The sequence below is a fragment of the Limisphaera sp. 4302-co genome (assembly GCF_049537155.1).
In the GTDB taxonomy this organism is placed as follows: Bacteria; Verrucomicrobiota; Verrucomicrobiia; order Limisphaerales; family Limisphaeraceae; genus Limisphaera.
Genome location: NZ_JBMVQZ010000005.1, coordinates 151,433 through 170,154, shown reverse-complemented (window position 1 = coordinate 170,154; position 18,722 = coordinate 151,433). Strand labels below are relative to the sequence as shown.

Here is an 18,722-nt window from a genome sequence, read left to right as displayed (position 1 = left end):
GCCCGATGAAAGCCGTCCTGGCCCTCGAAGACGGAACCGTCTACCACGGCACCGGGTTCGGTGCCCGCGCATCCGCGTGCGGGGAGGTCTGCTTCAACACCGCCCTCACCGGTTACCAGGAGATCCTCACGGATCCCTCCTACAAGGGGCAGATCGTCACCATGACCTACCCGCACATCGGAAACTACGGCGTCAACGATGAGGACGTGGAATCATGGCGGCCGCACGTGGCGGGTTTTGTGGTGCGGGAACTTTCGCCCGTGGTCTCGAACTGGCGCGCACGGCGGTCGGTTTCCGAATACCTGGAGTCCTACGGCATCCCCGGGATCCAGGGCGTGGACACGCGCGCCCTCACGAAAAAGCTGCGCGTCCGTGGCGCCTTGAACGGTTTCCTCTCCACGGAAGATGTTTCCGACGAGGAAGCGGTGGAACGGGCGCGGTCCTGGCACGGGCTGATCGGTGTGGATTACGTGCGGGAGGTCACGCATCCGGAGCCGTTCCGGTGGGACGAGGACGGCCGTCTGAGCGTGCCGTTCCACTTGGAGAATTGTAACCCGCGGGTGGCACCGCCCCGGTTGCCGCCGGCGGACATTCCCATCGTGGCCTACGACTTCGGGGTGAAGTACAACATCCTGCGGCAGCTCCGGCAGCACGGCTTCGCCGTCCAGGTCGTGCCCGCGCATACACCGGCCGAGGAGGTCCTGCATTACAAGCCCGCAGGGGTGTTTCTTTCCAACGGGCCGGGCGATCCGGCAGCCCTGGACTATGCCGTTCGTGCGGTGGCCGACCTGATCCGCACCGGGATCCCCATCTTCGGCATCTGCCTGGGACACCAGATCCTGGGCCAGGCGTTCGGAGGCAAAACCTTCAAACTGAAGTTCGGTCACCACGGCGCCAACCAGCCGGTCAAGGACCTCGAAAGCGGCCGGGTCGAAATCACCTCGCAGAACCACGGATTCGCGGTGGACCCGGACACACTCCCTTCGGATGTGGTCGTGGACCGGATCAACCTCAACGACAAGACCGTCGAGGGGATGCGACACCGTAGCAAGCCCATCTTTTCCGTTCAGTACCATCCCGAGGCGGCTCCGGGCCCGCACGACGCAGCACCGTTGTTCGCCCGTTTCCGAGAGATGATCGAGCGCCGTTGACGGTGCGGCGACCACTCCTTTACGGCCTGCGGGTGAGACCTGCAGCACCGGAACGGTTCCCCACCCGATCAGACAGGCCGGCAGAAGCAAGACGAGATCCGCGCCACCGGCAGGGGCGGGCTTACTTCGGTTGCGGGATGAAAATCTTCTGGCCCACCTGGAGTCGGTTGGGGTTCAGGCCCGGGTTGGCCTTCAGGACATCCGACAATGTGACATTGATCCCCGCCTCGCGGTAGGCTTGGATGATGGCGTACAAAGTATCCCCGGGTTTCACCGCGTATTCGTATCCCAGCTCGGCCGTCGTGTCGGAATCGGACCGACGGCGTTCCGTGCGCTCTTCTGCGGACGGGCGTGAGCTCCGACCGCCGCCACCGGAGGCCAGCAGTTTCGCCAACTGCTGCAGTTCCTGCGCGATTTTCTCGTAGTCCTCGCGCCGTTTCCTGTCTACTTCCTGGATCGCCTCGCCCAGCCGGCGCACCTCGGCCCGGGTGGCCCACTCGCCCGTGCCCGACCGGACCTCGTCTCGCAGCTCGCTCAATTCGCGCACCAGCCCGGCCATCCGTTTCTGGATCTCCGCCTGTGCGGCCAGGAGATCCCGGATCTGGCCCTCGATGCGGGTCAGTCGGTCCTCCACCGCAGGGTCCTGGGCTCGCAGGGAAACGGCTCCGCACAACCCCGCCAGTATCACCGCCCATGTCCACGCCTTCATGCGCCGGACGATAGGACCCGCCTGTTCGGCGCGCAAGCCGACACCGCCCGGCCGGACACAACACTCGGGCGACCTTGCCCTCCTGCGATGCAGCGGGGTTACCTCTCGTCTGCCGCACCCGTCTCGTGCCCGGGCAATGTTGCCTCCTCTGCACGCATCTTCCGGCACCACGGCTTCCTCTTCAACCGCGACACCACCGAGCCCCGAACGCCGGCGCCCTCCGGGATCTGTGGTTCATCCGGGTGGGGACACTGGCAGGGTTGCGGCATGGCACCCCCGCCTGGTCGAATCGGGCGCAACGTTTCCGAGGCTGTCCGCTTTCGCTGTTTCCCGCCGGATGGGGATGCGTGGTTGCGGCCGGCCGGTGCGCTACTTGAAGATGGCCTCGAGAAGGAACTTCTGAGGCAGCCGCCGGGTTGACCCGGGTGCCGCCGCCGGGCGGTCGGCTGGTGGTCAGGGTTCTGACGCGTCCTGAATAGCCCGGGAGCGTCCGGCGTCAGAAACTTCTGAAGTGGCCGGTCGGTTTGGCCTTTCGTCTGGTGGGGGCTTGGGCTACTGTGAAGCAAATCTGAAAGAGGAAGAATCGCGTTATGGTGAACGTTGAACGAATGGCAAAGGGATGGAGCGGACTGTTGGGTGCGGCCCTTGTCTGGGGTGCGGTTGCCGGGACGGTTTGTGCCCAGGAAAAGGTGCCGCTGGAACTGAAACTGCCGGCCCCCACGCTCAAGGGGACGCCGGAAGACCTGCCCAGCGGCCCCAACATCGAGCCGTTGTCCGACAAACCGCGGCCGCCCTTTTACGTGCCCAGGGGCGTGACCAATGTGGCCCTCGGGAAACCCGTCACCGCCAGCGTGCAACCGTTCACGGGCGAGCTGAGCCAGATCACCGACGGCAAGAAGGAGGCTTTCGATTACGACGCGGTGGAGTTCCGCCGGGGCACCCAGTGGGTGCAGGTGGACCTGGGTCAACCTTACAAGATCTACGCCATCGCGATGTGGCACGATCACCGCTACCTGCAGATTTTCCGCGACGTGATCGTGCAGGTCTCGAATGATCCGGAGTTCAAAGAGGGCGTCATCACCCTGTTCAACAACGACACCGACAACAGTTCCGGCCTGGGCGTAGGTACGGATCGTGAGTATTTTGAAACACACTACGGCAAGATCGTGGATGGCAAGGGTGTCACCGCCCGCTATGTGCGTTGTTACACCCGCGGGAGCAGTCAGAGCGCTCTGAACTGCTGGCAGGAGATCGAGGTTTATGCCCTTCCGGCCTCATGACTCGGGCGGGGGCATGGGCCTTCCTGTTGATTGTCCTCCTGGGGCTGGGGGTCCGCTGCGTGCGGCTGGACCTCCGCCCCATGCACAATGACGAGGCGGTCAACGCCATCCGTCAGGCCGCCGCCTGGCAAAGCGAACCTTACCGATACGATCCGGCCGAACACCACGGTCCCACGCTTTATTACCTCTCGCTGATTCCCATCCGCCTGCGCGGTGTCGCCAGCTTCGCCGAGCTGGATGAGGCCACGTTGCGGCTCACCCCGGCCCTGGCCGGTGCGGCGCTGGTGCTGCTCCTGTGGCCCCTGCGCCAGGCCATGGGTCTGCCGGCCATTCTGGTGGCGGCGCTCTTCACCGCCCTGTCACCGGCGCTGGTCTTTTACAGTCGCAACTTCATTCATGAGATGTTGCTGGCCCTTTCCACCTTGGTGCTGGGTTGGTCGGCCTGGGCGTACATCCGTTCGCGACAGATGGGTTGGGCAGTGATGGGCGGGGCGGCCCTCGGGTTCATGCACGCCACCAAGGAAACCTTTCTGTTGCCCGCTGCGGCCATGGGTTTGGCGATTTTGGGGGTGGCGCGCTGGGAGTGGGGAAGCGGTTGGCAGACGCGATTGAGGAGGGCTGTCCCAACCGCACACCTCGTGGTGGCGCTCCTGGCGGCGCTGGCGGTTTCGGTGACGTTCTATACCAGTTTTTTCACGCATCCCAGGGGTCCTTTGGACTCGGTGCTGTCCTATCTGCCGTGGCTGCGCCGGGCCGCGGGTGACTCCCCGCACATTCATCCGTGGTATTTCTACCTGGAACGGCTCCTGTGGTTCCACCGGCCCCGCGGTTGGGTGTGGAGCGAGGGGATCATTTTCATCCTGGCGTTTCCCGCGGTGCTGGCGGCCTGGCGGGGACACGGCCCGGGCGAGATCCACCGTGGATGGTTGCGGTGCCTCGTGCTTTATACGGGGTTGTTGACGGTTTTTTATTCCGTCATCCCCTACAAGACGCCCTGGTGCGCCGTCGGTTTCTGGCACGGTTTCGTCCTTTTGGCGGGCGCGGGTGTGGTGGTGACCTGGCGTTGGCTCTCGCATCCGGGCGCGCGGGTGCTGTTTGTTGCGTGGGGCGCGATCGGCGCGCTGCATCTGGCCTGGCAGTGTGTGCAGGCGAACTTCATCCGCCACTCGGACTGGCGCAACCCCTATGTCTACGCGCAAACCGTGCCGGACCTGTTGGGCCTGGTGAACCGGGTGAAGGAGCTGGCGGCGGTGCACCCGGACGGACCGCGCATGCTCATCCAAGTGGCGGTGCCCCGGCACGAGTACTGGCCGCTGCCGTGGTACTGGCGCGCCTTCGAACGGGTGGGTTGGTACGACCGTTTCCCGGATGAGCCGGTCGCGCCGGTCATCGTGGCGGCGGCGGAATGGAATGTGCGCTGGGACGAACGCTCCGACAGGCGCTGGCTCATGGCCGGCATGTACGAGATCCGGCCCAAGGTGTTTCTGGAGCTGTACGTGGAATTGGAGCTCTGGAAACACTGGCTCGAAACGCGCCCCGCGGCGGAGGAAGAGGCGGGTTCGCCGGTGCCCTGAACCTCATCGGGTGCGGCATGGGACCTCCCTGATGACGGACAGGTTGCACCCGGCCCCGGACCGCGGGACCGATTGCGGTTTCTCGGACGGGTCGTACCCCGGCCTCAGCGCGTCGTCGCCGCGTTTTCCGGCAGGATGCCCAACTCGCGCAGGAACGGTTCGCGCCGCACCGGGCGGCCGAGGAATTTTTCCACGGATTCGTTCACGTCTCTTGAATCACCGGGCTCGTAAATCTCGCGGCGCAGCCGGCGCCCGGCCGAGACATCGAGGTAACCTTCCGGAGCCTGTTCGAACACGGTGGCCATGTCGGCGGCGATGACGTCCGCCCATGCATAGCCGTAGTAGCCGGCGTCATAGCCGGTGAAGTGCCCGAAGTAGGTGATGAACGTGGTGTCTTCGGGCATGGGATAGAAGACCTCGCCCAGGATCCGGTTTGCCAGCGGAACGGCCTCCGAGGGGTTTTCCCCGGTGATCTGTGTGTGCAGGATCAGATCCATGATCCCGAAAGAGAACTGGCGCCTGTAGAAATGTGCGATGCTGGCTTTTTTGGCGTCCTTGAGTTTTTGCAGGATTTCCGGGGGGATCTTGCGCGAGGCATCGCGGTAGTCGGCGGCGAAACTGTCCAGCACGGTCTTGTCCCACACCCAGTTTTCCAGCATTTGGGAGGGGGCTTCCACGAAGTCGCGCGGCACGCTGGTGCCGGCGAAGCGGCTGTATTTGGCCCGGGTGAGGATCGAATGCATGGCGTGGCCGAATTCGTGGAAGAGGGTTTCCACTTCTGAATGGGAGAGGAGGGAGGGCCGGTCGGGTTGGGGCGGGGGAAAGTTGCAGACCAGGGCGACGGTGGGCCGTTGATAGCGGCCGTCCGGCAGGAGTTTGCCCTCGATGAGACCGAACTGGGCGAAGTGATTGAACTTGCCCTCACGCGGGAACATGTCCAGGTAGAAGAGCCCCAGAGGTTCGCCTGTGACCGCGTCGCTGACGGCGTAGAGCTGGATCTCCGGCACCCAGCGCCAGGGCGGTTCGATGGGGTCGAACCGCAGTTCGAAGATGCGCTGGTAAATCCGGAACATTCCATCGAGCACCTGCTGGTAGGGGAAATAGACCCGCAACTGTTCGGCGTCCACCTGGTAACGTTCTTTCTTGAGCTGGTTGGCGTAGTAACGCCAGTCCCAGATGTGGAGGCGGGCGTTGGGGTCGCCCGTGTCGCGCGCCTTCATGGCCTGGAAGATGGCCTTTTCCTCGTCGAACTTGGGTTGCAGGGCGGCGGCGGTTTCCCGGAGGAAACTCAGGGCGCGAGCGGCGGTTTTGGCCATCTTGGGTTCGATCTGGTAATCGGCCCAGTGGGCGTAACCGAGGGCCTTGGCGATCCGGTCGCGCAGCGCCAGGATGCGTCCCACCAGTTCGGCGTTTTCCTCGCGGGCCAGCCGGTAGCGTTCGGTTTCCACCCGGCGCCGGACCTCTTCCCGCCGGGCATTTTCCATGATCATCAGGTATTGCCAGGTCACGTTGACGTGGATGGTGTACTCGTCGGGGCCGGTGTGGATGTCGGGGAGGTTGAGGAAGTTTTCGGGGACTCCCTCGAGTTCACTGCGGGTGAAGCGGAGGGCCTTTTGGGCGCGGGTGATATGGGTGTCGAAGTCGGTGCTGAGACGGGCCAGTTCCTTGCGCCATTGCTCGACCTGATCACGCTGTTGGCGGGGCAGGTGGAGTCCGGCCCGGCGATAGTCGCGCAGGGTTTCTTCGAGGAGCTTGGCGTCCTCGCCGAAAAGCCGGGGTTGGGTGTCGGCGTAGGCCCGGATAACCTGGTAGACGTCCTCCCGATACTCGATGCCGACGCTCCATTCCTGCAGGGTCTTGAGGCCCTCGGTGGCCGCCTCACGAAGCGAGGCGTCGGGGCTGGTTTCCTTGATGAAGGCCAGCCGGTTGGCTGCCGTGCCCACCATGTGGCCGAGGTCGTCCAGCGCGCGAACGGTGTCGTCGAAGGTCAACCGGGTCCGATCCAGAGCGGCGATTTCGTCGAGGGCGGCGTTTCCCGTCCGGATGGTCCGATCCACCAGTTGGCGGATGGCCTCCGGCGAGGTTTCGAACTCCGGCACGGCGATGACCGAGCCGAAGCGTTCCGCCCGGGCCTGCGCCTCTTTGAGGGAGCGGATGGGCTTTTGAAACGTTTCCTTGTGTGAAGCAGCGGTGCAGCCGGTCATGATGAGAGCCAGTGCCCAAGGGGCCCACGTTTTGGCAACCATGGCCCCGCATCGTAGAAGGCGGGACCGGATCCGGCAAGCACGGCGACTGCCGTTCGGGCCCGGGCCCTGCGGGCGGGTGGAGTGTGAGGAGGAGTCAAGTCGGCCGTCATTCGGTGTCCGGGACCACCAGGTGTTCCATGATGTACTCGCGGCGTTGGGGGGTGTTGCGGCCCAGGTAAAAGTCCAGGATGGCCGCCGCCTCGGGACGGGGTGCGTATTCCACGCGGCTCAACCGCATCTCCGGTCCGATGAACCGGGCAAACTCTCGCGGGCTGATCTCGCCCAGTCCCTTGAACCGGGTGATTTCCGGTTTGCCGCCCAGTTCGCGGACGGCGGTGTCGCGCTCGGCCTCGCTGTAACAGTAGAGGGTGCGTTCCTTGTTGCGCACGCGGAACAGCGGCGTTTCCAGCACGTAGAGGTGGCCGTCATGGATCAGGGCATCAAAGAAGCGGAAGAAGTACGCGATCATCAGGTTCCGGATGTGGAGGCCGTCCACATCGGCGTCGGTGGCCAGGATGACCTTTTCGTAACGCAGGCCGTCCACGCCGTCCTCGATGTTGAGGGCTTGCATGAGATTGTAGAGCTCGTCGTTCTTGTACATCACCTCGCGTTTGAGCTCCCAGACGTTGAGGGGCTTGCCCTTGAGGACGAAGACGGCCTGGGTTTCGACGTCGCGGCAGGAGGTGATGGAGCCTGCGGCGGACTGGCCCTCGCAAAGGAAGATCATGGTGCCGGCGCCCCTGCCGGTGCGTTTGTCGTAGTGCCGCCGGCAATCTTTCAACTGGGGGATGCGCAGGCTGATGGCGCGCGCCCGTTCACGCGCCAGTTTTTTGACCGCCTGCAGTTCCCTGCGCAACTGCTGGGTGTCCCGAACCTTGGCCAGAATGGCCTCGGCGATGGTGCGGTTGCGCTGGAAGAAGTGCAGGAGTTCTTCGCGGACCTTGTTGACCAGTTCGGCCCGGATCTCGGTGTTGCCGAGCTTGTTCTTGGTCTGGGATTCGAAAACGGGGTCCTTCAGTCGCACGGCCACGGCGCCGACGAGGGATTCCCGGACGTCATCGCCCTCGAAGCGTGTGTGGGCGTATTCATTCACGGCTTTTAGGAGGCCCTCACGGAAGGCGCTGAGGTGCGTGCCTCCGTCGCTGGTGTACTGCCCGTTGACGAACGAGTAGACCGTCTCGCCGTAGCGGCCGTTGGTGTGGGTGAAACAGAACTCCAGCGTGCGGGAACTGTAATGCAGGGGCGGGTAGAGCGGTTCGCTTCCGTCGGTGGCCAGCTCTTCCATGACCAGGTCCATCAACCCGTGGCGGGAATGAAAATCCCGCGGCGGTTCACCGTTCCAGCGGAGGACCAGTTTCAGGCCGCTGTTCAGATAGCTGTAGTGCCGCAACCGCCGTTCCACATGTTCCAACCGGAAAGACCAGTCGCGAAAGATCTCGGGGTCCGGCTCGAACTCGACGAAGGTGCCGTCGGCCGCCTGTGGATCCTTTCCCTTGCGTTCCTCGAGAAGACGCCCCTGGCGGAACACGGCCTCGACGAACTGGCCGTTTCGATGGCTGCGGACGAGGAAATGGCGGGAGAGGGCGTTGACGGCCTTGGCGCCGACCCCGTTCAGCCCCACGCTGAACTGGAAGACGTCATCGTTGTACTTGGCCCCGGTGTTGATGGTGGAGACACAATCGACCACCTTGCCCAGCGGGATGCCGCGCCCGTAGTCCCGGACGCGCACGCGGGGACCTTCGATCTCCAGGTCAATCTGGCGACCGTACCCCATGATGAACTCGTCCACCGCGTTGTCGATGACCTCCTTGAGCAGGATGTAACATCCGTCGTCGTAATGGGATCCGTTGCCCAGACGGCCGATGTACATGCCGGTGCGCAGCCGGATGTGCTCCAGCGACGACAACGTTTTGATCTTGCTCTCGTCGTACTGGTGCGCAGGACGTTTGGTCTCTGCCATGGGTAGGAGTGGGTCAGTCCGCCGGTTGGACGGTCCGACCATTCGCGAAGCAACCCTTCCCAGCCCCGCCGGTTGCGCAGGAGGACCTCCCGGCCCGCCGGAAGAAGCGATGCCCCGATTCGCTGCGCCGAGAATCTGGCCGATCGATCAATGGTGGCAGCCGCAACCGCATCCCCCTTCCTTGTGAGTGCCCGGGGGTTCGTGACCGGCTCGTGCCTCGGACGCGGCGGCACCGGCCGGTGCCTCCTCCTGCCGTTCCAACATCCGCCAGATGAGGCTCATGCCCAGCAACACGACGCCGACCGGCAGGGTCACGTACAGTCCCACGACACGTCCCACGGGCACCACCCCGCTCACCACCAGAAGCCCGGCGATCAGCAGAACCACTGCTGTCCAGGTCAGTTTCTTGGCCATATTCCAAACCTTCGAAGTGTGTTGACCGTCTCGCGCCACCACCGGGGCAGCGCGGCCTCATCAGCATAAAGAGATTCGACCCCGGCGCAACCCTCCTTGACCCCGGTCAAAGCGCCGACGGGGAAGAATGCTACGTTCCTCTTGTATGAAAGAGCAGCCCGTTCTTGCGCCTCGGCAGGCCGGGACCCTGGACCTGGCCGAAGAAACCCGGTACGCTCCTAACGGCATTGTCAGCCGGACGCTTCTTGCTCTGCCCCAACTGCGGGTGGTGTTGTTCGCCTTCGATGCCGGTCAGGAACTGACCGAACACACGACCACCCGGCACGCCTGGGTGCAGGTGCTGGACGGGAGTTGCGAGTTCGATTTGGCAGGCCGTACACACCGGCTGGGGGCCGGCCAGGTCGTCTACATGCCGCCCGGCGTCCCACATGCGGTGAGAGCGGTCGAGCGATTCTCCATGCTGTTGATCCTGACGCCTCCGTCTGCGGCTCAACCGGGCAGCCCGGCCGACGGCAGCGGATCGAGTGCCGCGGCGGAAGACAAATGTTGAGAGCGGCCTGGTGCTTGCACACGCCGGCCGCCGGCCCGGGGCGTCCGATCTTCCTGCATGGGCGAGCCCCGGGCTGAGTTCCCGGCCGACTTTCTCTACCGAGACCGGTCCCCATTCGATCCCGGACGGGCAGCCCCGACGGGGCGGCCTTCCAGACCGCGCGCATTTTTTTCTCAAGTCCCCGGTCGTTTCTGCCGATGCCCGGTGCGAATGCAGGTCAGGTCCCGACCGTGCCCCTTGAGGTTGGATCCGCACGATCTGTGACGGCGTTGGGCCGGCACTGCTCCGCGTGGGGATTGAAATGGGGCTGTGTCCTGCCAGGACGGGGAAGGGGCTTTTCCTTCGGGGGAGGTTCTCCCGGGGCGGGCAGGCTTCGGTTGAGATGCGCACCGCGCGGCAGGCGGCCGCGGCGAGGGTGGTCGCCGATCGGGGAAGGATGAGCCGCGCGGTTTGCCGGTGCGTGGTCCGGGTCGAAGGCCGGGCCTTGGGCCCCGTTCGGCGGCGGACCGGGGAACGGGTTCCGCTGCCCGGCGCAACCGCGGTGGCTGAAGGATTTGTGGCATGCGGTGGATGTGGTGGGTGCGTGGTTCCTGAAAGCCCATGCGGACGAATGCCATGAACATGCGGACCAAGATTGCCGGATTGGGAAGCGCCCTGGTGGCGGGAACCGGACTGGCGCTGGCGGTTTTGGTGGTCGTGCAGCGTGCCTCGCTGGCGCGCGAGTTGAAACCGCTCCTGCGACAGCAGGCCGAGGCCGCCGCCGCCGCGTTTCTGCAGAGCGTGCAGGAACAGTGCGAGAACGCACAGCGACAGGTGCAGGACCGCCTGATGCACAGTCTCAAGGTTGCCGAGGACGCGCTTCAAAAGGCGGGTGGGTTCCGGTTGGACGGGGAGACGGTTGCCTGGCAGGCTGTCAATCAATTCACCAAGGAGACCCGGAGTGTGGTGCTGCCCAAGGCATACGTGGGGGCGACGTGGCTGTCTCCGACCCTGGGTATCGATCAGCACGCGCCTGTGGTGGACGACGTGAAATACTACACGCGCGACGCAGCCACCGTCTTCCAGCGGATGAACGAGGAAGGGGACCTGCTGCGGGTCACGACCAGCGTGTTGCACACCGACGGGCGCCGTGCCATCGGGACCTACATCCCGCATCGGAATCCGGATGGGTCGCCCAACGCGGTCGTTTCGGCCATCCTCAAGGGTGAGGACTACCGCGGCCGCGCGTTTGTGGTCAACCAGTGGTACGACACCCTGTACCGGCCTCTTTGGGACGAATCGCACCGCCGGATCGTGGGCGTGCTGTTCGTGGGGACCACGATCGAGACCGTCAAAGAGCAGATCCAGCAGAGCCTGCGTCGGATTCGCTACGGGAAATCGGGCCGTGTTTTCATCCTGGGCGCCTCGGGCGATCAGAAAGGGAAATACGTGTTGTCGCCAGACGGTACCCGGGACGGGGCAAGCGTCTGGGACGTGCGGGATGCCGAGGGACACCATCCTTTCCGGGAGCTGATTGAGCGCGCCACCGATGGCGCGGCGGGTGAGAGGGTGTTTGCCGAGTTCCAAGCAACGGGCGACTCTTCGGATGCCGGAGAGGCGATCTTCGTGGCGGCGACGTATTTTGCCCCATACGAGTGGGTGATAGGTTTGCAGGTGCCCCGTGCCGAGCTGGAGGCGGCTTCGCAGGCGGCCACGGGTGCTTTGGGCACGATGCTGGGCCGCGTGCTGGCCGGGACGGTGGTGCTCATCGGGCTGGGCATGGGGGTCAGTCTCTGGTTGGCCAGAGGTTTGGCCCGTCCGGTGGGCCGGGTGGCCGCCGAGCTGGCCGAGACCGGGCGCACGCTCAACAGCAGTGCGCGGCACCTGGCCCAGACGAGTCAGGCCCTGGCACAGGGAACGACCACTCAGGCGGCGTCGCTGGAGGAGACCTCCGCTTCCCTGGAGGAAATGACGGCGATGACCCAGCGAAACGCTGCTCATGCCCAGCAGGCCCGCGAACTGGCGGGGCGGACGCGCACCACGGCCGAGGGCTGCATGGAAGAGATGCGCCAGATGCAGGTTGCGATGGCTGAAATAGACGAATCGAGTCAACAGGTCGCCCGGATCTTGAAGACCATTGACGAGATCGCCTTCCAGACCAACCTGCTGGCGCTCAACGCGGCGGTGGAGGCCGCGCGCGCCGGTGAGGCAGGGATGGGGTTCGCCGTCGTGGCCGACGAAGTCCGCGCCCTTGCCCAACGGGCGGCTGCCGCGGCCCGCGAGACCTCCGAGCGCATCGAGACCTCCATGGAACGGAGCCGCCGGGGCGTGGCGGTGAGTCGAAAAGTGGCGCAAAGTCTTGAGGAAGTCGTTTCCTGCGCGCGGCAGGTGGATGAGTTGGTGGCTGAAATCGCGGCTGCTTCGCAGGAACAGAGCCGTGGGATCGGCCAGATCTCCAGTGCCGTGGGGCAGATGGACAAGATCACCCAGTCCAACGCGGCGGCGGCGGAAGAAAACGCAGCCACCGCGCAGGAACTGAGTGCCCAGGCCGAACTGCTCCGCCGGGCCGTGGCGGATCTTGAAGCCATGATTGGGATGAAGACGGCGACCGAAGCTTCCGAACCTCATCCCGCAGGGTCCGCCGGGAACGGAGTGGTGCAGACGCAGCATGCCGGGTCCGCTCATGATGGCGGGTCACGGGCCTCCTTCCCGCACGGCAACGGGAACCATCCGGGCCGGTTGGGCGGCCGTGCAGGCTCGAGTGCCCCGGATGTGCCGGGGACGCCCGTCCGGGCCTGAGGAGCGGCGAGGTGGCCGGGTCCGCCCCACGGTTGAGGGATACTGGACCCGGACCTGGTCAGGCGGGGGATGCTGTTCGCTCCGGCTGAAGGCAGACCTGCCGTCGGCAACAGACCTACCGGCCCGCACTTGTGGCGCGGGCTTTCTCGTATTCGGCCAGCGCTTCCGGCATCCATTCTTCCAACTGGCGGATGCGGGTCTCGTCCAGCGGATGCGTTCGCAGCCAGACGGGGATGCGCATCCCACCTTGTTCCCGGTTGTAGGCGGCGAATCGCTGCCAGAACCGCACGGCCTCGCGTGGATCGTAGCCCGCCCGGGCCATGTAAAGCAGGCCCATGTGGTCGGCTTCCGATTCCTGGAGGCGGCTGTAGGGGAGGATGGCCCCGACCTCCGTGCCGATGCCGTAGGCCAGCACGGCCAGTTGCTGGGCGCGGGGGTCGGAGTCCGAAATACTGGCCACCAGGATTCTGCCGCCGAGTTGGCGGAGCCATTCATGGCTGAGGCGCTCGGCGCCGTGCCGGGCCACCGCATGGGCGACCTCGTGGCCCAGGACGGCTGCCAGGCCGGCCTCGTTTTGCGTGATGGGGAGGATGCCGGTGTACACGCCGACCTTGCCTCCGGGCAGACAGAAGGCGTTGGCCTCGGGACTTTCGAACAGAACGAATTCCCACTGGGCATCCGGCAGCGGGGCCACCGCGGCAATGGCTCGTCCCACCTTTTCAACCATCGCCCGGGCGGCGGCGTCCTTGCTGATGGGCAGCTCCTGTTTCAGTTTTTCGAAGCTGCGGAGGCCGAGCTGGACCTCTTCAGCGGGAGGGATGAGCCTCAGTTGGGTCCGGCCCGTTTCGGGTACCGTGGCGCAACCGAGCAGCACGCCCATGACGGCCACCGACGCCAGCGTCGTCGCTACGCAAGTCCTGTTTGGTTTCATGGTTGCAGCCTGGGTTTGCCAGATTCCCGGTCCAGCATGCGGTGCGGTCCGGGAAAAGCAACCGTGAAACTTTCCCGATGCGGCTCGTGACCGGGCGCGCCTCGGAGGTGGTCGGGCTCCGGGTCTCCGGCGCACCGTGCGTGTGTCACGGGTGAACGGGTTTTTGCGGGCGGCCCTCTGGCTGCAAGGCGCGGGCGGGTCGTTCGAAGGAGGGTCTTTCGCCGTTTCCTTTTCAGGTCCGGGCCGCTAAGTTGGGTCCCATGGAGCTCCGATTCTGGAAAATGAACGGTGCGGGCAATGATTTCATCCTGTTCGACAACCGCAAAGGGTCGGTGAAACTGGAACCGGCCCTTGTCCGGCGGTTGTGCGATCGGCACCGCGGCGTGGGTGCCGATGGCGTGATTGCCCTTCGGGAGAGCGAGGGTGGGCGGGCCGACTGGGCTTGGGAATTCTACAACAGCGACGGCAGCAGCGGGGAGATGTGCGGCAACGGTGCGCGTTGTTTTGCACGGTACGTGCAGCGGGTGACGGGTTGGGACCGGCCCGTGTTACGTTTCGAGACCCTGGCGGGTGTGGTGGAGGCACGTTACGAGGGCGAGCAGGTGACCGTTCGGCTCACTCCGCCCACGGATCTGCGGCTGCATCTCTCCCTGGCGCTCAGCACCGGTCCGGTGGAACTGCACGCCATCAATACCGGCGTGCCGCACGCGGTGTTGTTTGTTTCCGATGCCGATCGGGCGGCGGTCGGACGGTTGGGTCCCGAGATCCGGTGGCACTCCGCGTTCGCCCCCCGGGGCACCAATGTGAATTTCGTCCAGGTTATCGAACCGGGCCGGATCCGCGTGCGCACGTATGAACGGGGTGTGGAGGGTGAGACCCTGGCCTGTGGCACGGGGGTCACCGCGTCGGCGTTGATCGCGGCGTTGTTGCATCAGTTTTCCTCCCCGGTGGAAGTGCGTGTGCAGGGCGGCGACAGCCTGCGGGTTTCTTTCCACCGCCAGGGGGATCGGTTCGAAGAGGTGCACCTGACCGGCCCGGCGGAATTCGTTTTCGAGGGCAGCTTGGTGATTTGAGAGAAACCTGCAGAGTGGGTTGCATGTGAGGAGGTCATGAAACCAATGGGAATTCGGTTGCGCCGGCGTGGAGGTTGGTGGACCTGGGTTGCCTGCGCGTGGATGCTGGGCGTGGCCACCCTCGGTGCCGAACCACTGAAGTTTCGCGTGGCCACCTACAACGTGGCCAACTACATCCTGCAGGAAGGAACGGGGCGCCCGGTAAAAACGGAAGAGTCGAGGCAACAGGTGTGCCGGGCGGTGGAATTGCTGCGGCCCGACGTGCTGGCCCTGCAGGAGATGGGCGGTGCGGAGGCCGTGGAAGAGTTGCGCCGCCGCCTGGCCGTGCGGGGGCTGGATTATCCATGGTGGGAGATCGCCTCCGGCTGGGACACCAACATTCAGGTGGCGCTCCTGAGCCGGTTTCCCATCGTGGCGCGACGCTCCCACACCAACGAGTCCTACCTGCTGAACGGAAGGCGACTGCACGTGAGCCGGGGGATCCTGGAAGTGGATCTCCAGGTGGTCGAGTCCTACCGCTTCACGATGTTTGTCGTGCATTTGAAATCGCGGCGGCCCGTGGGTGTGGCGGATCAGGCGGACATGCGACTCGAAGAAGCGCGCATCGTGCGTGCCAAGATCGAGGAGCGACTGACCCGGCAACCGGGGATCAACCTGCTGATTGCCGGAGACTTCAATGACGTCAAGAACTCCCGGCCGGTGCGAGCCATTCAAGGTTCGGGCCGGTTCCGGCTCACCGACACCCGTCCGGCCGAGCCGAACGGCGATACCGTGGGACCCGTGCGTCCCCGGAGCGATGCACCTCGCATTGTCTGGACGCACTTCTATGAGCCGGAGGATTCCTACTCCCGCGTGGATTACATCATGCTCAGTCCCGGGATGACGCCCGAGTGGTTGCCGGAGGAGACATACGTCCTGGCATATCCCAACTGGGGTCTGGCTTCCGATCATCGGCCGATTGTGGCCACCTTCGTGGCCGAGGATCGTTGAACCGGCGGGAAAGGGTGCCACGGAGGAAAAAGGGGCCCCGCGAGGGAGCCGGTCCGGCGCCGGCAAACCGAAGCGGTGGGGGCCGGACCGTTGCATCGTTTGACACGCGCGGCTGCCGCGTCCGGGGCACGAAGTGAAGGCGCGGACCGGGACCTTCGTTGCAGTTTTGCACAGAGACAGGTTTGTTAGCCTGTGCCCTTTGACTCCGGTGTGATGGGAGTCTTCTTCGAGCCGCCAGGCATCCCGGCAATAGGAAGGGTTTCTCGGTGAGACCGGACCTTCCGTGCGGTTGAGGAAAAAGCATCATTTCCTGCTTGCCAAAATGACACAGAAAGGTCTTCACTGGCTTCATGAATGCGGCACTCGCCAGTTTGTCCAGTGAGCAACTGCGTCGTGCGGTTGCGATTAAAGAACAAATCGAAGCACTTGAGAAAGAGCTGAACGCGATCCTGAGTGGTGCGTCGGCTCCGGCAGCCCCCGCGGCTGGAGCAGCGGCCACCGGGGTGCGCCGCGGTCGTCCGCCACGTGCCGCGGGTGCGGTGGCGAAGGCGGTTTCCACGGCTCCGACAGCTCCGGCGGCTGTGGCACGGCGGAAGCGCCGGACCATCAGCCCTGAGGGCAAGCGGCGCATCATCGAGGCCCAGCGGAAGCGCTGGGCCGAGTGGCGCGCGGCGCGGGCCAAACAGCAGAAAGCCCAGGAGAAGTAAGGGCTGCGTCACTGCGTTTCTTTCCCGGTAGGACGCCGCGGTATGATGCCGTGGCGTCTTGTTGTTTTGGGGGGCTGTTCCGCTTTCGGAGCTGTGCTCTGGCGATCCTGGTAAGGACCCATGAGCGGGCGCCGTCCCGTGCACTGCCGGAGACACCTGGGGTTGGTGAGGCTCCGGCCGGGAGGCGGGAGCCCTGCGGGCCGGGCATGCAGGCATTCCGACGCCACTGCTGCGCCCGGGAAGGCGCCGTTTGTGGGACCCGATGTGATGCGGTGTCCGGCGGGGGGGTGTCAGAAGTTGAAGCGCTTTTCGGGGACGTGGATGATGTCGAACGGTTTGAGGTAGAAAGGATTCGGATCGTTCCCGCGCAGCGCCTCCTGAAGGTTGAGCGTGTAGTGTCGTTGCCGGCCGTTCTCTTTCCGGATCACCACCACTTCCTTGAGTTTGGCGCGGCGAAGGTCGAACCCGCCGGCTTCCATGATGGCCTCCAGCGCGGTCATGGGCCGGTCCATGGGGATCCGGCCCGGCTTGAGGACGGCGCCGGAGACGTAGACACTGGCGGTGGAACTCAGCACGCTGACGGTGAGCTCGTTGATGCTGAGGAGTTTTTCATATCGCTTCATCAGATCGGCTCGCAACTGCTCGGGGGTCATGCCCGCGGCGGGCACCGCGCCGATCAGCGGGAGAGTAACCGTACCGTCGAGCTGGATCTTGGCGATCGTGTTGAGATTGGTGTCCGCCTCGAAGGCCACACGGATGGTGTCGCCCTCGCCGAGGATGGTGCTGGTGTACGGTTCGGCCACTCCTGCCGGACCGGTCAGGGGCGGCGCGGGGGGCGTGGTTTCACACCCTGTGAACAGCCAGGCTCCGGCTGTCAGGAGGAGCCAAAGGAGCGCGGCGCCTGCCGTGGCCGCCCGCATGTGCCGGACAAGCTCGAATTGCTGGGTGGGATTGAACGTTTTCATGGGAGAGACTTGAGTGGGTGGTTGTGGGTTGCGCAAGTGGAGAGGTCAAAACCGATAGTTCGCTTCCAGCCGGACGACCTGGAGGCGGTAATCGAAAAGGTCCGTATCGGAGTCTTTCCAGACAAACCGGTATCCTGCACTGGCAAAGAAATGGCGTGTGAACTGCCAGCGCAGGGCGAGTCCGACACCGTAACGGTCGTAGGTCTCGTCCACGCCGCCGCGGGGTTCGGAGCTGTGTTCGTAGAAAAGGTCGCAGCCGGCGGTACCCTGGGCATGGAAGGCCCACTGGAGGCGGTATTGGGCCGAGAGCGTCTCGATGAAGTCGCTGAAGTAACTGGTGCCCCGGTTGACCCCCTGCTGCACCAGCCGTGCCAGGGTGAGGGACTGGGTGATGTAATCGGTGAGGCGGTTGCGCGCGTCGAGGCTGAGATACCAGGAACTCAGATCGCGATCGCGCGGGTCGAAGGCGTCGGCGTCGAACTCGTAGTAGGTGTAGCCGCCGTGCAGGCTCAGGTCGGTCGCCTCGGTCAACTGCCAAATGACGTATGGTCCGATGCTGAGGTTGCGATTGTCTCCGCGGAGGTCGGAGGAAAACCGGGTCCATGCCCCGCTGATCTCCACTCCGGCCTGGGAGAGTTCGGCCCAGCGGTAACCCAGCCGGACGAATCCCTGTTCGGAGGCGCGGTCGAGGTAGCTGAACTGGTCGCCGTCGGAGACGAAGTTGTAATGGGCATAGCCGAAGCCGATGACGTAGCGGTCGGGCAACCAGAGTGCGCGGAAACCGACGGTGTTTTCGAATCGGGGGAATTCGGCCCTGCCGCTCAGCGCACCCTGGCTCAGGACATCGGTGGAATAGCTGGCCTGTTCGTACAAGGTGATGACCCAGTCACGGATGGGAACGTCATAGAACAGGGCGGTGTCCGGGCTGACGTAAAACCGATCCAGTTCGCTGTGGTCCAGGTACTTCCGATACCCGATCCCCACGCCCACACTCACCACCGAATCCCGTGTGGCCTGCCATGTGGCGCGCGCCGTGGCCTGGGGGGTGTGGATCCAGTCCGATTCCCGGTTGTCCTTCCGGTAAAAGACGTTGTCGTTCCATTCCAAGCCGTAACCGACGGTGAAAGCGTAGGTGACCGGACCGGTGCGCAGTCCCTCCTCCGGAGGGAGGAACCGGCCGGTGCTGCGATCCTCGTAACTGCGATCGAGCTGGATGGCGGTCTGCAACGCGTCCTGCGCCGGCAACGAGAGGCTGCCCGCCCCGAGGACGATGGCCACGCGCCACCGGTTCATGACCGAAGGGCGCGACTGGGCAGGCGTGCGCGGAAAAGGCCGGCCCGCCTTCGAATGGCCGGAGGGGTTGCGGCGACGGACGGATCGGCGTTCTGGGCGTT

At 64.8% G+C, this 18,722-nt stretch carries 15 protein-coding genes; 8 read left to right on the top strand and 7 right to left on the bottom strand.

Translation table 11 applies throughout. From position 1 onward, the window contains the following. Window positions 1-5 precede the first annotated feature (5 nt). Window positions 6-1,151 (top strand): glutamine-hydrolyzing carbamoyl-phosphate synthase small subunit, encoded by a 1,146-nt coding sequence (gene carA / locus ACPDIX_RS07380; protein ID WP_423431138.1) that lies wholly within the window; start codon window positions 6-8, stop codon window positions 1,149-1,151. Window positions 1,152-1,272: 121 nt separating this feature from the next. Here carA and ACPDIX_RS07375 read toward each other — a convergent pair whose 3' ends face one another. Then, a complete protein-coding gene (locus tag ACPDIX_RS07375) occupies window positions 1,273-1,860 on the bottom strand; it encodes a LysM peptidoglycan-binding domain-containing protein (protein ID WP_423431137.1) in 588 nt (195 codons plus the stop codon). A gap of 608 nt (window positions 1,861-2,468) precedes the next feature. Between ACPDIX_RS07375 and ACPDIX_RS07370 the strand changes: the two genes are divergently transcribed. Both ACPDIX_RS07370 and ACPDIX_RS07365 read left to right on the top strand, forming a co-directional pair. Beyond that, complete coding sequence (locus ACPDIX_RS07370; protein ID WP_423431136.1) at window positions 2,469-3,140, top strand: discoidin domain-containing protein; 672 nt, start codon at window positions 2,469-2,471, stop codon at window positions 3,138-3,140. Continuing rightward, complete coding sequence (locus ACPDIX_RS07365) at window positions 3,137-4,714, top strand: flippase activity-associated protein Agl23 (protein ID WP_423431135.1); 1,578 nt, start codon at window positions 3,137-3,139, stop codon at window positions 4,712-4,714. The genes ACPDIX_RS07370 and ACPDIX_RS07365 overlap by 4 nt, the downstream gene beginning before the upstream one ends. A gap of 104 nt (window positions 4,715-4,818) precedes the next feature. On the opposite strand, the gene ACPDIX_RS07360 is transcribed toward ACPDIX_RS07365, so the two are convergent. From ACPDIX_RS07360 to ACPDIX_RS07350, 3 genes are all read right to left on the bottom strand, one after another. Next, window positions 4,819-6,960, bottom strand: a complete 2,142-nt coding sequence (locus ACPDIX_RS07360) for a M3 family metallopeptidase (RefSeq protein ID WP_423431134.1) — start codon at window positions 6,958-6,960, stop codon at window positions 4,819-4,821. Window positions 6,961-7,066: 106 nt separating this feature from the next. Further along, a complete protein-coding gene (locus tag ACPDIX_RS07355) occupies window positions 7,067-8,920 on the bottom strand; it encodes a DNA topoisomerase IV subunit B (RefSeq protein WP_423431133.1) in 1,854 nt (617 codons plus the stop codon). Between the two features lie 147 nt (window positions 8,921-9,067). Continuing rightward, the gene (locus tag ACPDIX_RS07350) at window positions 9,068-9,334 is read right to left on the bottom strand and encodes a hypothetical protein (protein ID WP_423431132.1); all 267 of its coding nucleotides are present in this window, start codon (window positions 9,332-9,334) and stop codon (window positions 9,068-9,070) included. 145 nt (window positions 9,335-9,479) lie between these two features. Here ACPDIX_RS07350 and ACPDIX_RS07345 point away from each other — a divergent pair, with 145 nt between their 5' ends. Together ACPDIX_RS07345 and ACPDIX_RS07340 are read left to right on the top strand one after the other, a co-directional pair. Beyond that, the gene (locus ACPDIX_RS07345; RefSeq protein ID WP_423431131.1) at window positions 9,480-9,884 is read left to right on the top strand and encodes a cupin domain-containing protein; all 405 of its coding nucleotides are present in this window, start codon (window positions 9,480-9,482) and stop codon (window positions 9,882-9,884) included. Window positions 9,885-10,499: 615 nt separating this feature from the next. After that, window positions 10,500-12,662 (top strand): methyl-accepting chemotaxis protein, encoded by a 2,163-nt coding sequence (locus tag ACPDIX_RS07340; RefSeq protein WP_423431130.1) that lies wholly within the window; start codon window positions 10,500-10,502, stop codon window positions 12,660-12,662. Window positions 12,663-12,777: 115 nt separating this feature from the next. Here the strand turns inward: ACPDIX_RS07340 and ACPDIX_RS07335 are convergent, their stop codons facing one another. Continuing rightward, window positions 12,778-13,593, bottom strand: a complete 816-nt coding sequence (locus tag ACPDIX_RS07335) for a M48 family metallopeptidase (protein ID WP_423431129.1) — start codon at window positions 13,591-13,593, stop codon at window positions 12,778-12,780. Between the two features lie 260 nt (window positions 13,594-13,853). Here ACPDIX_RS07335 and dapF point away from each other — a divergent pair, with 260 nt between their 5' ends. The 3 genes from dapF (at window position 13,854) to ACPDIX_RS07320 (ending at window position 16,363) form a co-directional block, all read left to right on the top strand. Further along, on the top strand, window positions 13,854-14,666 hold the full coding sequence (dapF, locus tag ACPDIX_RS07330; RefSeq protein WP_423431128.1) for a diaminopimelate epimerase: 813 nt from the start codon (window positions 13,854-13,856) through the stop codon (window positions 14,664-14,666). Window positions 14,667-14,702: 36 nt separating this feature from the next. Continuing rightward, window positions 14,703-15,656: an endonuclease/exonuclease/phosphatase family protein gene (locus ACPDIX_RS07325; RefSeq protein ID WP_423431127.1), complete on the top strand. Its 954-nt coding sequence runs from the start codon at window positions 14,703-14,705 to the stop codon at window positions 15,654-15,656. A 350-nt stretch (window positions 15,657-16,006) separates the two neighbouring features. Then, window positions 16,007-16,363, top strand: a complete 357-nt coding sequence (locus tag ACPDIX_RS07320; RefSeq protein ID WP_423431126.1) for a hypothetical protein — start codon at window positions 16,007-16,009, stop codon at window positions 16,361-16,363. 290 nt (window positions 16,364-16,653) lie between these two features. On the opposite strand, the gene ACPDIX_RS07315 is transcribed toward ACPDIX_RS07320, so the two are convergent. Then, window positions 16,654-17,328, bottom strand: coding sequence for a polysaccharide biosynthesis/export family protein (locus ACPDIX_RS07315; RefSeq protein WP_423431125.1), 675 nt, complete (start codon window positions 17,326-17,328; stop codon window positions 16,654-16,656). 45 nt (window positions 17,329-17,373) lie between these two features. Then, the gene (locus ACPDIX_RS07310) at window positions 17,374-18,621 is read right to left on the bottom strand and encodes a hypothetical protein (protein WP_423431124.1); all 1,248 of its coding nucleotides are present in this window, start codon (window positions 18,619-18,621) and stop codon (window positions 17,374-17,376) included. Window positions 18,622-18,722 lie beyond the last annotated feature (101 nt).

Bases quoted from the DNA above. Each gene is read 5' to 3' on its own strand.
- carA (WP_423431138.1), top strand. From the start codon at position 6: ATGAAAGCCGTCCTGGCCCTCGAAGACGGAACCGTCTACCACGGCACC.
- ACPDIX_RS07375 (WP_423431137.1), bottom strand. From the start codon at position 1,860: ATGAAGGCGTGGACATGGGCGGTGATACTGGCGGGGTTGTGCGGAGCC.
- ACPDIX_RS07370 (WP_423431136.1), top strand. From the start codon at position 2,469: ATGGCAAAGGGATGGAGCGGACTGTTGGGTGCGGCCCTTGTCTGGGGT.
- ACPDIX_RS07365 (WP_423431135.1), top strand. From the start codon at position 3,137: ATGACTCGGGCGGGGGCATGGGCCTTCCTGTTGATTGTCCTCCTGGGG.
- ACPDIX_RS07360 (WP_423431134.1), bottom strand. From the start codon at position 6,960: ATGGTTGCCAAAACGTGGGCCCCTTGGGCACTGGCTCTCATCATGACC.
- ACPDIX_RS07355 (WP_423431133.1), bottom strand. From the start codon at position 8,920: ATGGCAGAGACCAAACGTCCTGCGCACCAGTACGACGAGAGCAAGATC.
- ACPDIX_RS07350 (WP_423431132.1), bottom strand. From the start codon at position 9,334: ATGGCCAAGAAACTGACCTGGACAGCAGTGGTTCTGCTGATCGCCGGG.
- ACPDIX_RS07345 (WP_423431131.1), top strand. From the start codon at position 9,480: ATGAAAGAGCAGCCCGTTCTTGCGCCTCGGCAGGCCGGGACCCTGGAC.
- ACPDIX_RS07340 (WP_423431130.1), top strand. From the start codon at position 10,500: ATGAACATGCGGACCAAGATTGCCGGATTGGGAAGCGCCCTGGTGGCG.
- ACPDIX_RS07335 (WP_423431129.1), bottom strand. From the start codon at position 13,593: ATGAAACCAAACAGGACTTGCGTAGCGACGACGCTGGCGTCGGTGGCC.
- dapF (WP_423431128.1), top strand. From the start codon at position 13,854: ATGGAGCTCCGATTCTGGAAAATGAACGGTGCGGGCAATGATTTCATC.
- ACPDIX_RS07325 (WP_423431127.1), top strand. From the start codon at position 14,703: ATGAAACCAATGGGAATTCGGTTGCGCCGGCGTGGAGGTTGGTGGACC.
- ACPDIX_RS07320 (WP_423431126.1), top strand. From the start codon at position 16,007: ATGAATGCGGCACTCGCCAGTTTGTCCAGTGAGCAACTGCGTCGTGCG.
- ACPDIX_RS07315 (WP_423431125.1), bottom strand. From the start codon at position 17,328: ATGAAAACGTTCAATCCCACCCAGCAATTCGAGCTTGTCCGGCACATG.
- ACPDIX_RS07310 (WP_423431124.1), bottom strand. From the start codon at position 18,621: ATGAACCGGTGGCGCGTGGCCATCGTCCTCGGGGCGGGCAGCCTCTCG.